This window comes from Nostoc sp. PCC 7107 (assembly GCF_000316625.1).
Lineage (GTDB): Bacteria > Cyanobacteriota > Cyanobacteriia > Cyanobacteriales > Nostocaceae > Nostoc_B.
The window spans coordinates 5319697-5334398 of the sequence record NC_019676.1 but is presented as its reverse complement, the minus strand read 5'-3'; the positions used below and the strand labels follow the sequence as shown (position 1 = coordinate 5334398).

The 14702-nt window shown below is 41.7% G+C and carries 13 protein-coding genes and 2 tRNA genes; 5 read left to right on the top strand and 10 right to left on the bottom strand.

Annotation, left to right across the window (positions count from 1 at the left end; genetic code table 11):
- Nucleotides 1–19 precede the first annotated feature (19 nt).
- Complete coding sequence (locus NOS7107_RS22805; RefSeq protein ID WP_015115299.1) at nt 20–766, top strand: SDR family oxidoreductase; 747 nt, start codon at nt 20–22, stop codon at nt 764–766.
- 15 nt (nt 767–781) lie between these two features.
- Here NOS7107_RS22805 and NOS7107_RS22800 read toward each other — a convergent pair whose 3' ends face one another.
- On the bottom strand, nt 782–1045 hold the full coding sequence (locus NOS7107_RS22800) for a hypothetical protein (RefSeq protein WP_015115298.1): 264 nt from the start codon (nt 1043–1045) through the stop codon (nt 782–784).
- A 144-nt stretch (nt 1046–1189) separates the two neighbouring features.
- Nucleotides 1190–2839 (bottom strand): mechanosensitive ion channel family protein, encoded by a 1650-nt coding sequence (locus tag NOS7107_RS22795; RefSeq protein ID WP_015115297.1) that lies wholly within the window; start codon nt 2837–2839, stop codon nt 1190–1192.
- Nucleotides 2840–3306: 467 nt separating this feature from the next.
- Between NOS7107_RS22795 and ahcY the strand changes: the two genes are divergently transcribed.
- Nucleotides 3307–4584 (top strand): adenosylhomocysteinase, encoded by a 1278-nt coding sequence (gene ahcY, locus NOS7107_RS22790; protein WP_015115296.1) that lies wholly within the window; start codon nt 3307–3309, stop codon nt 4582–4584.
- A gap of 98 nt (nt 4585–4682) precedes the next feature.
- A complete protein-coding gene (locus NOS7107_RS22785) occupies nt 4683–5150 on the top strand; it encodes a hypothetical protein (protein WP_015115295.1) in 468 nt (155 codons plus the stop codon).
- A 42-nt stretch (nt 5151–5192) separates the two neighbouring features.
- Here NOS7107_RS22785 and NOS7107_RS22780 read toward each other — a convergent pair.
- The 6 genes from NOS7107_RS22780 to murA form a co-directional block, all read right to left on the bottom strand.
- Nucleotides 5193–5276 (bottom strand) — tRNA-Leu (locus NOS7107_RS22780).
- Nucleotides 5277–5314: 38 nt separating this feature from the next.
- The gene (locus NOS7107_RS22775) at nt 5315–6421 is read right to left on the bottom strand and encodes an alpha-hydroxy acid oxidase (RefSeq protein WP_015115294.1); all 1107 of its coding nucleotides are present in this window, start codon (nt 6419–6421) and stop codon (nt 5315–5317) included.
- A 99-nt stretch (nt 6422–6520) separates the two neighbouring features.
- On the bottom strand, nt 6521–7441 hold the full coding sequence (locus NOS7107_RS22770; RefSeq protein WP_015115293.1) for a Yae1 family protein: 921 nt from the start codon (nt 7439–7441) through the stop codon (nt 6521–6523).
- A 73-nt stretch (nt 7442–7514) separates the two neighbouring features.
- Nucleotides 7515–8390, bottom strand: a complete 876-nt coding sequence (locus tag NOS7107_RS22765; RefSeq protein WP_015115292.1) for a M48 family metallopeptidase — start codon at nt 8388–8390, stop codon at nt 7515–7517.
- Nucleotides 8391–8425: 35 nt separating this feature from the next.
- Entirely contained in the window at nt 8426–9532 is a 1107-nt protein-coding gene (locus tag NOS7107_RS22760; protein ID WP_015115291.1) for a hypothetical protein, read from the bottom strand.
- A 145-nt stretch (nt 9533–9677) separates the two neighbouring features.
- The gene (gene murA, locus NOS7107_RS22755) at nt 9678–11051 is read right to left on the bottom strand and encodes a UDP-N-acetylglucosamine 1-carboxyvinyltransferase (RefSeq protein ID WP_083889738.1); all 1374 of its coding nucleotides are present in this window, start codon (nt 11049–11051) and stop codon (nt 9678–9680) included.
- Between the two features lie 348 nt (nt 11052–11399).
- Between murA and NOS7107_RS22750 the strand changes: the two genes are divergently transcribed.
- Together NOS7107_RS22750 and NOS7107_RS22745 are read left to right on the top strand one after the other, a co-directional pair.
- Nucleotides 11400–11481, top strand: a tRNA-Leu gene (locus tag NOS7107_RS22750).
- Nucleotides 11482–11565: 84 nt separating this feature from the next.
- The gene (locus NOS7107_RS22745) at nt 11566–12348 is read left to right on the top strand and encodes an RNA methyltransferase (protein WP_015115289.1); all 783 of its coding nucleotides are present in this window, start codon (nt 11566–11568) and stop codon (nt 12346–12348) included.
- A gap of 7 nt (nt 12349–12355) precedes the next feature.
- Here the strand turns inward: NOS7107_RS22745 and NOS7107_RS22740 are convergent, their stop codons facing one another.
- Both NOS7107_RS22740 and NOS7107_RS22735 read right to left on the bottom strand, forming a co-directional pair.
- Nucleotides 12356–12589 carry a hypothetical protein gene (locus NOS7107_RS22740; protein WP_015115288.1) on the bottom strand — a complete coding sequence of 78 codons (234 nt, stop codon included), beginning with the start codon at nt 12587–12589 and terminating at the stop codon, nt 12356–12358.
- A 486-nt stretch (nt 12590–13075) separates the two neighbouring features.
- Nucleotides 13076–14701 carry a tetratricopeptide repeat protein gene (locus tag NOS7107_RS22735; protein WP_015115287.1) on the bottom strand — a complete coding sequence of 542 codons (1626 nt, stop codon included), beginning with the start codon at nt 14699–14701 and terminating at the stop codon, nt 13076–13078.
- Nucleotide 14702: the final 1 nt, after the last annotated feature.

The following is a 14702-nucleotide window of genomic DNA, read 5'->3' as shown; positions in this document are numbered from 1 at the left end:
TTATTTAAAAGTTATCAACATGACAACTCAACCCAAGATAGCTGTGGTTACAGGTAGTAATCGTGGCTTAGGATATGCTATCTCCCGAAAATTGGCTCAAAAAGGTATTCATGTTGTGTTAACCAGCCGTAATGAAACAGATGGTCTAACAGCCAAGCAGCAGTTATCTAGTGAAGGACTAGATGTTAGTTATCATGTACTCGATGTCAATAGTGATACTAGTGTTGCCGAATTTACCCAATGGCTACAACAAACCTACGGTAAGGTCGATATTCTGGTGAACAACGCTGGTATTAATCCTACAGCCAAGTCAGAAGAAGCCAGCTTATTAACCGTTCAGCTAGAAACGATGCAAGCCACATTTAACACTAATGTTTTAGCGGTACTCAGAATTTCTCAAGCTTTAATACCATTGATGAAAGTCAACAACTACGGTCGCATTGTGAATGTTTCTACCGAAATGGCCTCTTTGCATACAATGGGTGGTGACTACTACTCCCTAGCACCTTCCTATAGACTTTCCAAAGTCGGGATTAACGGGCTAACTATACTTCTGGCTAGGGAACTCCAACATGAGAATATTCTTGTGAATGCCTATTCTCCTGGTTGGATGAAAACTGATATGGGAGGTGAGAATGCGCCATTCACCGCAGAAGAAGGTGCAGAAACAGCTGTTTATTTAGCAACCCTACCAGATGGAGGAGCGCAAGGAAAATTTTTTGCAGAGATGCGGAAGTTTGGTGGGCCAATTCCATTACAGTGGTAAGTTTCTCCTCCCCCTTTATGCCGCTTCCCTCATTTGTGTCGGAACAGCTACCTCTGGAAAAGAAAGTGAAAGTTGTTCAGCTTGCGGTACTGCGGCCTGTTCTAATACCTGTACTTCAATATTTATGCTGATTAAATAACTTCCTGTATCAGCACCAACCGCTTCGGCAATTAATCGTGAGAAATCTGGGCGTTTTGCTGTCAGTGGGTCACGTAAAATACAGCGATCCCATTCGTGCTTGGCAGTTGGATTGAGGTTGAGAATATAATGCTTGATCATAGTTGCACTGCACTAGGATTTCTGGACGCTATATCTATTATAGTACAAATGTACCACATTGCCCAGAGGTGGGCAAAATCTTGCCCACACTACTATTGACTATAGCGGTAGGTACTCAAATGGATTGATTTTCAATTCTGTTCCCTATTCCCTGCTATATTGACCATTGACTATTGACTCATCACCCTTACCATTTATCTGTGCATTCAATAGCTGTGCATCGTTCACCCAGATTGCTTGTTGTGGTACGGGGATATTAATTCCAGCTTGGTCAAGGGTAACTTTCAGGCGGCGGCGGTATTCGCGGGCGACATCCCATTGTTTGAGAGGTTGGGTTTTAATCCAAACACGGATAATTAAACCGCGATCGCCAAAATTATCAATACCCAAAACTTGCGGAGTTTCAATAATTTGATGTTTCCATTGTAAATCTTGATCCATTTCTAAAGCTACTTTTTTAATCAAGTTCAAAGCATGGTCAACATCAGCTTCATAGGCGATGGGAACAGTTAAATCGGCGCGTGACCAACGGCTAGAAAGATTGGCAACAATTTTAATCTCACTATTGGGAATTGTAATTAAGCGTCCTTCGGAATCACGCAATTGTGTCATCCGCAAATTGAGATTTTCGACCAAACCGCCAACATTGCCCACATTAATCACATCACCCAACGCATACTGGTCTTCCAGAATAATCAAGAAGCCGTTAATTGCATCTTTAATTAGGTTTTGGGAAGCCAGGGATACAGCCACACCAACTAAACCTGCACCGGCAAGTAAGGGAACAATATCGATACCCAAAGAAACAAGGGCGAGTAAAATTCCAACTCCCACCCAGATAATAGTGACAATACTTTTAGTCACGCCCGAAAAAGTAGAGACGCGTAAACGCAGACGTTCAGAAGTATCGGTGGTCAACAAAGCACCACTACTGATGAGTGTAGTAGTGAAGCGATCAATTAAAGCATAGCTGAAACGGGTAGCTACGTAAGTCCCCAACACCACAACAGCAAGTTTGAGAGGAATTTGCGCGGCGGAGAGAATAGCTACTTGAAACGGGCGTGTGTAGGGAAATAGCCCCAAAATCAGAAAATTGCCCCCTCCCCAAATTCCGGCTTGGGTTAACTGAAACAACCGTTTCTTAACTTCTTGGAAATGACGATGCTGCTGTTGATTCAGTTGCGTAGTAATTGGTTGCGCCGTTGAAGAGATTGAGGGAACTGACTGTGCTGGTTCTTTGCGTGAACGACACTGCCAATAATATACACCCCAACTTGTGACCACCATTACCAGTCCAACGCCAGCAGCAATTTTACCTTGATTCAGGAGATATTGAGTTTGTCGTTCTTGCTTTGCCCTTTGTAAATCTTCTTGTAAAGCCTCAGCAATTTGATTCGCCGATATCAGTGGATCTTCCTGTCGGAGTTTCGCATCTTCAGCGGTGACAGTCATCAAATATTCGCCATTCACCCGAATGACTGGTATTTCATTAACTTTCCGCACCTCTACCTTGACTTCTAGTTTAGGCGATCGCAAGTAATTCTCGCTAATTTGATTTAAATTCTGCTGAATGTCTTGTAAACGCTCTGATAAATTAGTCTTCGTGGCGCTGATCTGAAACAAACGCCGACCATCTAAATAAATCCAGTCAGAAACAGTTCTACTATCAGAGTCATTACTGGGACTGCTGGGAGTTTGCAACAGTGGTAACAAAGGAATCTGGGCTGTCACTGGTGGTAGAGATACAACAGAGACCGTTATTGAACCAAAAATCGCTAAAAAATGCCAACGCACTCCAACACCTCCTTCAGAAAAATCTATTTTTGTTTACTTCCTTAGTTATGCTCCAAAATTGACTTTAGTAATTGTACCTATCTAAAGTTGAGTTTTCTGCTTAAATGTTGAAAATTATGACATTTCTGTTTTTTAATTCTTTAGATAGATGACATTTTGATTCATCAGCTTTTGGGGATAACTCAGCAGAATATATGATTATTTTCTTACCAGAGATAAATTAAACCATTTATTTGTAGGTAATCCCTAAACTTTTTCATCTAACTCAGAGAGGGTGTAGGGATGTATGTATCTAAAACCCTTACATCCAGTCTCTACAGCAAATCTTTGTGAGTAAGTCCTATATGTTAGCGATCGCCTTTCAATTCTAAATCCGAACTAAACAACCCAAAAATCCTAGTCGTACAATAAACTAATAAAGTGCGTAACAGATATTTACGTACATTTTTTACGTTTTTGAGGAACTTATGACCGCAACTTCTCCCCGATTAAAGCACGAGGTTAAAGACCTCGCCCTCGCTCCCTTGGGAAGACAGCGCATTGAATGGGCTGGACGGGAAATGCCAGTTTTACGGCAAATCCGCGATCGCTTTGCTCAAGAAAAACCTTTTGCTGGGCTTCGCCTTGTGGCTTGCGCCCACATCACCACAGAAACCGCACATCTAGCCATTGCGCTCAAAGCTGGTGGTGCAGATGCAGTTTTAATTGCGAGTAACCCCTTATCAACTCAAGATGACGTAGCAGCTAGTCTCGTCCTTGATCATGAAATTCCCGTCTTTGCACTCAAAGGCGAAGATAACGAAACCTATAACCGCCACGTCCAAATTGCTTTAGACCACCGCCCTAACATTATTATTGATGATGGTAGTGATGTGGTTGCTACCCTAGTTCAGCAACGTCAACATCAAATTGCTGATTTGATTGGTACCACAGAAGAAACCACAACCGGAATTGTCCGGTTACGCGCTATGTTTAGAGATGGCGTTCTCACCTTCCCCGCAGTAAACGTCAACGACGCAGACACCAAGCACTTCTTTGATAATCGCTACGGTACAGGACAATCAACCCTCGATGGGATTATCCGTGCAACAAATATTCTCCTGGCTGGTAAAACCATTGTCGTTGCTGGTTATGGCTGGTGCGGTAAAGGTACAGCATTACGCGCCCGTGGGTTGGGTGCTAACATCATTGTTACTGAAATTGACCCCATCAAAGCAATTGAAGCGGTGATGGATGGCTTCCGTGTTCTCCCAATGGCTGAAGCTGCGCCTCAAGGTGACTTATTTATTACCGTGACTGGTAACAAGCACGTCATTCGTGGTGAACATTTCGATGTCATGAAAGATGGTGCGATCGTTTGTAACTCTGGTCACTTTGATATTGAACTTGACCTGAAATATTTAGCTAGTCAAGCTGAAGAAATTAAGCAAGTACGCCCCTTTACCGAACAATATAAACTCAAGAGTGGTAAATCAGTGATTGTTTTGGGTGAAGGACGCTTAGTCAACCTCGCCGCAGCCGAAGGACATCCAAGCGCGGTAATGGATATGAGTTTTGCAAACCAAGCGTTGGCTTGCGAATATCTGGTGAAGAATCAAGGTAAATTAGAACCTGGGTTGCACTCCATTCCTACCGAGGTAGATCAAGAAATTGCTCGGTTGAAGTTGGAAGCTATTGGCATTTATATCGATAGCTTGACACCAGATCAAATTGAGTACATCAACTCTTGGACTACTGGAACTTAAAGTTTAAGCGATAGGATACGTTGACGGGATAGGTTAGCCTATCCCGTTTTGGTAAATATTTATTTGCCTCACGCAAAGGCGCAAAGAAGAGGAAAAAAATGAGTGAAAGTACATCTTTAACACAGCAGTGGTTAGCTGAAATTCAAGCACTCAAACGCCAACTAGCAGAACAAAAAGTTGATTTAGCCACAGCTTGGGAAAGTGCGGAAAAATGGCGCAAACTCTACAACACGGAAGCAGAACAACGCCGGACAGACGCGCATCTATTCCAACAAACGATCGCATCTCTCAAAGCCAATATTCACAAACTCCAAGGTATTGAAGCTGCAACACTGGCTGACGGTAAAGCAACAGCCGCCATTCAAGCTGAAATTACCCAAATCCAAGCGGTGGATGAATTGCAGACAAAACTGATTGCAGCGATTAAAGAGCGCGATCGCCTATTGCAAGCATTGAAAATTGAACAAGAAAGTCACTCCCAAACACGCAAAAGTCTCACCACCGCCTTGGGTGATGCTATTGATAGCTTGGCACGAGAACGCAGCGCCGCAGAACAGGACAGATAGTAGCGATAATAATGAATGAAAAGCTTAAAAAACTATTAAGAATGGGCAGGAGGAGAATCGAACTCCTATGACCGCAAGGTCGCCACATTTTGAGTGTGGTGCGTCTACCAATTTCGCCACCCGCCCTTGGGTGCAACTTTCCTAATATAACATATATTTTCAAGTTAATGCAAGTAATTTCCACTCACTAAACTAGGGTCAATATCTTGTATAGATGTACAACCACTCAAAGCCATTGCCACACTTAATTCATTTTCTAATAGCGAGATAATGTGAGATACACCAACTTGTCCAGCGACAGCTAATGCCCAGAGTACAGGGCGACCGATGAGTACGGCTTTTGCACCAACAGCTAAGGCTTTAAGGATATCTGTTCCACGACGGATACCCCCATCTAATAAAACTTCTGCTTGATTATCGACAGCTGCAACTATTTCAGTCAGTGCATCTAGAGATGCGATCGCGCCATCAAGTTGTCTGCCACCATGATTAGAAACTACAATTGCTTTGGCTCCATGCTCCACAGCACGCACAGCATCATCACCGCGTAAAATGCCTTTGAGTACCAAAGGTAATGGCGATAATGACTGTAACCATTCCAAGTCACGCCAAGTTACTGCGGGGTTTAATTGCTGGGCAAAATAGGTAAATAAGCCAGATTCTCCTTGTTCTTGGGGAATATTCAACCCTGAGATATTTACAATATTCGCCAAATGTAACCCCGATGGTAAAGTAAATTCGTTACGTAAATCACGCTCCCGTCGTCCTAAAATCGGCGCATCCACCGTCAAACATAAACCTTGATAACCTGCTGCGTAAGCCCTTTCAACTAAATTCCGCGTCAAGCCTCGGTCTTTGTGGATATAAAGCTGGAACCATTGCAAGGCATTATGTTTGTAACCTACCGCAGCGACTTCTTCTAGGCTCTTAGTTGCCATTGTACTCAATACCATACCTACACCTGCGGTAGCGGCTGCTAAGGCTGTGGCTAGTTCTCCCTGTGGATGGGCTAGACACTGAAAAGCCATTGGTGCAATTAATAGGGGTAGTTGTAGCGGCTGTCCTAAAATAGAAGTAGTTAAGTTGCGATCGCTCACATCTACAAACATCCGCGGACGCAATTTCACCCTTTCAAAAGCTGCACGGTTATCACGTAATGTAATTTCATCCCAAGCGCCACTACTGTAATAATCAAAAGCCATCTGTGAGAGATGCTGTTTGGCTAACTGTTCATATTCCCAGAGGTTAATAGGCTGAGAGACATCTGTCATAAAAGCGTTTTTGATGTGAAAAATTACTTTTTTAAGTCTGCTCAAGTTAGCATACCAAAAAGCTTTTTCTCAATTACCTAAAATTTTTTTCCACATCCTCTACAGAAATCTATCTAACAGTTCTTCACGCGATAGTTGTAGTAATAAAGGCGTAAATTCTTCTGGGGATAATGCTAATAAAGGTTCTACAATCCTAGTTAGTTCTGTATCTAAAGAACCAAACCGAAATCTCAATAAATTCTCTATCAGCTTACGGCGTTCTGCTTGAATACCTTCTTGAATACCTTCTTGAATACCTTCTTGAATACCTTCTTGTTTAGCTTCTGCTAATTTTTGTTCGTAAATAGGTGATAATCGCATAATCAAATCTCTGTCCTCTGCATCTATATTTTGATTTACTTCCAAGGTCGTCTTCAAACTCAATAATAAATCAATGGCTTTAGCACGTAAGGGATTTTCTGGTGGCAGTTCTTCTAGTTCATCTATGGCTTGTTGCTGTACTCTGCCTTTTCCTAAAATCCTCAGCCATAATGTTTCTTCAATACATGGTAATTGATGAATTGCGACGATCGCTGTTCTGAAATAATTACCCAGAAAATGTACACCTATTTCCCAGTTTTCTAGGTCTTCGCTGGTTCTAAAACCCTCTAAGATGGATTCAGAAGCCGTAGGTGATAAAATCCATAATCGAGGTAATTCTGATTCGGCAACCCGATTGTTATCAACTTTAGCCTGACGCTTGATTTGGGCAAATATATCGAATAACTTGTTCATACAACTGCGAATTTCCGCAATTGTAGCGGCATTTCTAAAAGGTTCAATTAATACAGGTGCAGATGCAATTTTTCCTAATAAACCTAATTCTATTTTATCACTGGTTGCTGGAGATGTCGGTGCAAAATAAACGTCAATCTCGCGGATTTCCGCAGAAACCTTGCGGCTAGTTTCTACTTTACCCAATGGTTGTAATAGTTCTTGAAGATAATCTTTCGCAAATTGGTCGTAGGGAAACCTGGTCATGAAATAATTTTGGCACTTTACCCATATCTTACATGAGGGCGATCGCCTACGACCCACCGCAGATTATCTTGATTTACCAGTTACGCCAACCGCCTTTAGCTGGTAGTTCACCAGAAATTTTCGACTCGTGAGTTTGCAATAAAGTTTGATATTCTTGACTACTAGCCCAACGGTCAATTTCTCTGGCGCGTAACACTGGGACAGGATGACTCAATTGGGCTGTGCGGGCTGCTTTCACCATTTCACCCAATTCTGTTTTACTAATATCATCATAAGCACGGGCTTGGTCAACAAAGGCATCAAGATTGAGTTTGGGTGCGAGGGTGGGTGAACCGCCTGCAAGTTTCATCAGTACAGACATGACAACTTTCGGATTTTGAGTAGCTAACAAAGCGGCGCGATCGCAGGTAAACTCAGCACAGCGTACCCATTCTAAAAGTTGTGTTTGGATGGCTTGCGCCAGCAAATTCCCCACATTTGGCACAATTGCCGCAGCTAAGATTAATAAATTGACAGGCGTTAAATAAACGCTGTGGTCACATTTGAGATGTCCTAATTCATGGGCAATTACCGCCTGAATTTCTTCTGGTGTCAAGATATCTATCAAAGAAGTATGCAGTACCACAAAAGGCTGCTTACCTCGCATAGCAAAAGTATAAGCATTAGGAGCCGGATGTTGCCGCACATATAATTGTGGTGGCTCAATATCTAAAGTTCTGCAAGCTTCTAGTAATAATTTATGTAAATCAGGCAGTTGATTTTCACTGACTAAAATACTAGAGGCAATATTTTCTACATAAAAAACTTGCTCCGCCATTGGCCCCAACCAATTTCGCACCATCAAATCAATACCTGGTATCTGTTTGAGAGCTTTGGTAGATTCCAAATCTAAGGGATGACGAAAGGAGTCGGCTTTTAAACCAATCAGCGGGGTTTTAATAAATGACATGATGTAGCAAGTTGAAAAAATGGAATAACTTATTGTTATTCTACCAAACTAGAAATTGGTTCAAGTGCTACTACATTTTTTTGGAGTTGCTGAATAAATTTCTCTTGGGAAAAATCACCTGAATTGTTAGTTATTAACCAACTTTTCAGGGGAGTATGCCAAAATTTATGGTAAAGAATCACTCCTTTTACATTTAAAATAGCTGATAAATAGCTAAAGGAAGAGTGGCTCATTACAAGTACGTTCGCTGATGACATTCTTTGAAGAGTTTCTATTGGATCAGCGTTAATAAACTTTTCTAGATTCGGTATGACATCAAATTCTGCCAACTGAGTTGATTTGGGATCAACAACCACATTACTTTTTAACATGCTATGTTGACTTGCTGTTACCGTAAAAGATTGTGTAGGCAGTTCGGTATGCAATTCAAACACATATTCAAGTTTCAGTTGATCCAAAATAGCGCTGATTTTTTGAGCTACGGAAATATAATATTTATTAGACAGCATTCTGTGAGAAGCAACAAATAATAAATCTCCTCTTCTCACATGGATGGCAATGCGAATCACTGGTGATTTCTGTAAAGAGAAAGGAGAGATATCCTTGATACATTGTAAAGTTTCTGGATAAGTATCTGTGATTTTATAGGGAAGCAAAACTTTAGCCAAAATGAAACTTTTGCTTTTTACAGCCTTTCTTCTCAGCTTTTCAAAAGTTAATAAATCTAAATTTTTAATATATTCAGTAGTGTAATCGACAGGCAATTTTATATCAGAGGATATTTTAAATATTTTATTATATTCACTAACAATATCTTGATTTGTATTATTTTGCTCAAGAGCAACCAATCCTTGATAGTTTAATTTAGTTAACGGTGAATGAATATATGGCACCTGAAGAAATCTGGCAGCAGCATAAATACCATATATTCTTTGAATTTGCGCTCCAGCACCATCAGTGAATTTATCATTTGCATAGGTTAATCCGACCAAATTACTGTGAGGCGAAATCCTCATGATTTGCCAATAAAACCTAACTGCATTATTGACTAATTGAGTTATTCTAAATTTTATTAGTTTAATTAAGTCACGCATTAAAGCAGGTGCAAATGATTCCGTCATCATCTTGATGGGCTTAAACATTTTTTCTTACCTTTTTTAAAGTGACTGAATAAAAAAACCAACTTTAGGCTGTCTAATTGAAGCTAATTTGTATATTTTTGCAAGTAAATAAGCAAACACTCATCATTATAACGATTAAGTAGGGTGGGCAATGCCCACCCTACTACTAAGTCGAAGTTGTTACTGGCGGGTTACTGCCATTAGATGTTAATTCTGGTGTGGGGATTTCTTGTACACGCTTGATTTTAGCGCCCAGTTGCAGCAACTTGAGATCAAGGCGATCGTAGCCGCGATCAAGGTGATGCAATCCCTGAAAGGTAGTTAAACCTTCAGCTGCTAATCCAGCTAAGACTAGGGCTGCTGATGCACGTAAGTCTGTGCCTAATACAGGCGCACCTGATAACATCGGGACTCCCCGGACAAAGGCCGCATTGCCTTTAACGCGAATCTCTGCCCCCAAGCGATTTAACTCGGAAGCATGGCGCAAGCGATTTTCAAACACAGATTCGTTAATGATGCTGTCACCTTCGGCTAAGGTGAGCAACGCCATAAACGGTGCTTGCATATCTGTGGGAAAACCGGGATGGGGCAAGGTTTCAATATATGTGGCCTTGAGGGTTTCCGCAGGTAGCAGTCGCAAACAATCTGGGCCTTCCTCAATGATGGGTACGCCGATTTCTCGGAGTTTGGCAATCACGGGAATTAAATGGTCGGGGATGACTGGGGATAGTAAGATTTCGGAACGGGTAATCGCACCTGCTACCAAAAAAGTTCCGGTTTCAATGCGATCGGGGATAATGCTGTAGTCAACAGAATGCAATTGGGGAACACCCACAATTGTAATTATGCTAGTACCAGCACCGTGAATTTTGGCTCCCATTGCGTTACAGAAATTCGCCAAATCAGCAACTTCTGGCTCACGGGCGGCATTTTCGATGATGGTTTCACCATCAGCAAGCGTAGCAGCCATCATCAACGTTTCCGTTGCTCCTACACTGGGAGTGTCGAGGTAAATTTTGGCCCCTTTTAATCTGCCGCCACCGGGAACATAGGCATTACAAATGCCATGTTCAATCTGCACTTCGGCTCCCATTGCTTGCAGTCCCCGGACGTGCAAATCAACTGGTCTAGCGCCAATGGCACAGCCCCCAGGTAAGGGCATTTGGGCTACCCCTAGCCTTGCCAGTATCGAACCAATGGCAAAAAAGCTGGCGCGTAGTTGAGTAACGAGTTCGTAGGGAGCTTTAGATGTAGTAATGCTGCTGGCATTAATATCTAAAATGTCATCTTGGTGTGAGACGTTTACACCCAAAGCTGATAAAACTTGTCCCATTTTTTCCACATCCGCCAACATAGGAACATTGCGGATGTGACAATCTCCAGAACAAAGCAATGCTCCAGCCATGATTACCAGTGCTGAATTTTTTGCACCACTAATCTTTACATGACCTTGCAAAGGATGCCCACCCCAAATTTGCAAGACTGAGGAGTCTGCTTGAGGTGCAAGCTTGGCATCTGGTAAGCTGGTAGAAGGATTGATAAGCCTACCTCCAAAAATAATACTGAGTTTTCAAGGGTTGAAGTTGGTTTTGATTCTACAGTAAAGATTTAATTTGTCTACATCTTGCTATTAATCAATATATTTTTTAGCTAGTGAACTGAGGGCTGAAAATAACCATAGTTTAGTCTAAGGTGAATTGGGAAATTACGCTCAGTAGCGATCGCCATCCTCATTTAATACTGAACCTTGGTTGCGGGAAAACCCAAACACCCATCATAGTTCCCAATTTTTGATCTGCAACATCCATAACACGGATATTTGGATATTACTTGACAAAAATAAATAATTGAGTAACAATAGTAAGCTGTCGATATAAAATCGATGCCAGCGGAACTGGCGGAATTGGCAGACGCGCTAGATTCAGGTTCTAGTGCCGCAAGGCTTCCGGGTTCAAGTCCCGGGTTCCGCATTCAAAGTTAAAAAGTAAAAGTTAAAAGGCAAAAGAAAGAAACTTTTACTTTTTACTTTTTACTTTTTACTTTTGCCTTTAATTGTGTTAACTAGTTTACAAAATTCTCTCGTTAAGCAAATTCGCAAGCTGCACTCTACTAAAGAGCGTCATAAGCAGGAACTCTTTTTACTGGAAGGGACGCATTTGTTAGAGGAAGCTTGTGCGGTAGATTATCCCTTAGAAACGGTTTGTTGTACAGCAGATTGGCAAGCCAGTCACACAGCATTGTGGCAAGAAGTGTGTAGTCGGTGCGATCGCGCCGAAATTGTCAGTGATGAAGTTTTAGGAGCGATCGCCACTACAATACAACCAGATGGAGTAGTCGCCACAGCAAGACGCAGCAAATCTCTCAATCAATTACCATTTACGGGGATTGTTTTAGCTTTAGAAACCATTCAAGACCCCGGTAATTTGGGGACAATTATCCGTACAGCAGCAGCGGCGGGAGCATCGGGATTATGGCTGAGTGACGATAGTGTAGATTTAGATAACCCTAAAGTGCTGCGTGCTAGTGCTGGACAATGGTTTCGCTTAAATATGGCGGTGAGCGAAGATTTAGCAGCAACAGTCCAACAAAGTCAGCAAGCGGGAATGCAAGTTATAGCTACCTTGCCGACAGCAAAATTAACTTATTGGGAAATAGACTGGCGCAAACCCAGTTTAATTTTATTGGGGAATGAAGGTGCTGGTTTATCAGCAGACTTGGCAAAGATGGCAGATAAACAAGTAAATATTCCCCTGAGTCCGGGAGTAGAGTCTTTGAATGTGGCGATCGCAGCTGCTTTAATGTTGTATGAAGCTCGGCGACAAATAACAGATGGCTAGACAAGTATCACTTTGTCTTTTCTTGAAAATATTTTTCAATATCGGCCACTGCGTCCTCAAAAGCCGCTAAATCAATATTGCCCAACTCATCCACTAATTCGGCATCAGTTATTTCCTCAGTCTCTGCTTCCTCATTCTCAGCCAGATTTTCGTTGTGTAAAATACCTTTCCATTCATTGAGAGATTGTTCCAACTCTTGGTCAGCGGTGCGGCGCTGTTGATGATCATTTTGCTCCATCATACTGGCTGAAAAATATCGATTTACTAACTTTAGGTTTAAATTGCAGTTCCTACAAATTTCTATTTTGCATATATAAAAGCTTGATGGCTATCTGCTGTATCAACTTTACACATTTATAGCTTACGCAAGAATCCACAAAATCAAGGCAGGCGATCGCATATCTTGCTGGAATAGATGACATAATATTTCACAGAGGATTTTTCAACGATAGCGATCGCCTTCATAACTCCAGCATTCCACCTCAGAACACGAAACTCCGAGTACAAAGGTTGAGCGATCGCCTTTATAACTCCATCATTCCACTTCAGAACACGAAACTTTTAGTTTGAAACGAGAACGTTCTCACTTGAAACAGAAACATTCTCACTTAAAACGAGAACGTTCTCACTTAAAACAAGAATGTTCTCACTTGAAACAGGAACGTTCTTATTTGAAACAAGAATATTCTTGCTTGGAACGTGAAGAGCCGAGATTAGGCGATCGCTGTTATGATTCTGAGGACAGGCGATCGCGCAAATTTGCTAAGTTTTTACGCACAGTAACAGTATTGGGATGATCTATCCCTAACCGTTTCTCTAAAATATCTAAAGCTTGAATGTACAAAGGTTCGGCTTCGCTGTATCTACCTTGGGATTTGTAGAGTGCGGCTAAATTGTTGAGGCTGGCGGCAACATCCGGATGTTCTTCACCCATGAGTTTGCGCCTCAGTGCCAATGCTTGGATGTACAAAGGTTCGGCTTCACTGTATTTGCATTGGGAATCGTAGAGTCCTGCTAAATTGTTGAGGCTGGCAGCGACATCGGGATGTTCTTCACCCAGGAGTTTGCGCCTCAGTGCCAATGTTTGAATGTACAAAGGTTCGGCTTCGCTGTATCTACCTTGGGATTTGTAGAGTGCGGCTAAATTGTTGAAGCTGGTGGCTACATAAGGATGTTTTTCACCCAGGAGTTTGCGGTACAGTACTAATGCTTGAATGTACAAAGGTTCGGCTTCGCTGTATCTGCCTTGGGAATTGTAGAGTGTGGCTAAATTGTTGAGACTTTGTGCGATATCTGGATGTTCTTCACCCAGGAGTTTGCGCCTCAGTGCCAATGTTTGAATGTACAAAGATTCAGCTTCGTTGTATCTGCCTTGGGATTCGTAGAGTGCGGCTAAATTGTTGAAGCTGGTGGCTACATAAGGATGTTTTTCACCCAGGAGTTTGCGGTACAGTACTAATGCTTGAATGTACAAAGGTTCGGCTTCGCTGTATCTGCCTTGGGAATTGTAGAGTGTGGCTAAATTGTTGAGGCTGGTGGCTAAGTCTTTTTCTAAACCTAACTCTTTTTGCAATTCTACAGCTTTATTTAAATACTTAATGCCTAATTCTTGCTCTTTTTTATAATCTTGACACTCACTCCGGTTGAGTCTTTTTCTATAAATATCGCCTAAGCTAAAGTATAAAGTCGCTAACGTTGTATCTTTTACACCACGCTGTTCTAAATCTTGAATAAATCCTTGTAAATCTTCTATAGGCAATAAATAATCATTGTCATCATCAAAACCTGATAATTCATTACCTGTAAAAGCAAACCGAATCGGCTCTAATTCTTTAGCAGAAACAGTATTTTTCCTTGTAGATGCAAACCGAAAAACACCATTACGCCAACTCCAAAAATCAGGCGCTTTTTTAATTAATTCAACCAATATTTGATTAGTCACCCACAAGACAATCGCAAAAGGAAATTCTCTTAACCCTTCCCTAGTCCACTGCAAATAACCGAAAAAAATCTCTTGTTCTGAACGTTCCTCACCCAGTTTCAAAAAATGAAGCTGTTCTGCACCAGTCACGCTAATTACTGCTGGGTTATGTTGCTGCAAATATTCTTCAGATTCCACTAGTTTAGCAACAGCCGCCCTCAAACTAGGTTCGCCCCTTGCCAATGTCACCCGATAACAATGAATTTGCGACTGTAATTCTGCCTCATACTGAGCAATAAGTTCATCTCTAAAACTAGCATCATCACAAACACCTATTAGCAAATTCAACCGATTTGCTTTAGCCTCAATAGAAACAGTTAAGTACTCATAAGCTTCTCTATTTTCATCATCTGTCAGCAAGTCTTCATTCATA

Excerpts from the sequence above, each read along its gene's own strand:
- NOS7107_RS22805 (WP_015115299.1), top strand. The coding sequence starts at position 20 with ATGACAACTCAACCCAAGATAGCTGTGGTTACAGGTAGTAATCGTGGC.
- NOS7107_RS22800 (WP_015115298.1), bottom strand. The coding sequence starts at position 1,045 with ATGATCAAGCATTATATTCTCAACCTCAATCCAACTGCCAAGCACGAA.
- ahcY (WP_015115296.1), top strand. The coding sequence starts at position 3,307 with ATGACCGCAACTTCTCCCCGATTAAAGCACGAGGTTAAAGACCTCGCC.
- NOS7107_RS22785 (WP_015115295.1), top strand. The coding sequence starts at position 4,683 with ATGAGTGAAAGTACATCTTTAACACAGCAGTGGTTAGCTGAAATTCAA.
- NOS7107_RS22775 (WP_015115294.1), bottom strand. The coding sequence starts at position 6,421 with ATGACAGATGTCTCTCAGCCTATTAACCTCTGGGAATATGAACAGTTA.
- NOS7107_RS22770 (WP_015115293.1), bottom strand. The coding sequence starts at position 7,441 with ATGACCAGGTTTCCCTACGACCAATTTGCGAAAGATTATCTTCAAGAA.
- NOS7107_RS22765 (WP_015115292.1), bottom strand. The coding sequence starts at position 8,390 with ATGTCATTTATTAAAACCCCGCTGATTGGTTTAAAAGCCGACTCCTTT.
- NOS7107_RS22760 (WP_015115291.1), bottom strand. The coding sequence starts at position 9,532 with ATGTTTAAGCCCATCAAGATGATGACGGAATCATTTGCACCTGCTTTA.
- NOS7107_RS22740 (WP_015115288.1), bottom strand. The coding sequence starts at position 12,589 with ATGATGGAGCAAAATGATCATCAACAGCGCCGCACCGCTGACCAAGAG.
- NOS7107_RS22735 (WP_015115287.1), bottom strand. The coding sequence starts at position 14,701 with ATGAATGAAGACTTGCTGACAGATGATGAAAATAGAGAAGCTTATGAG.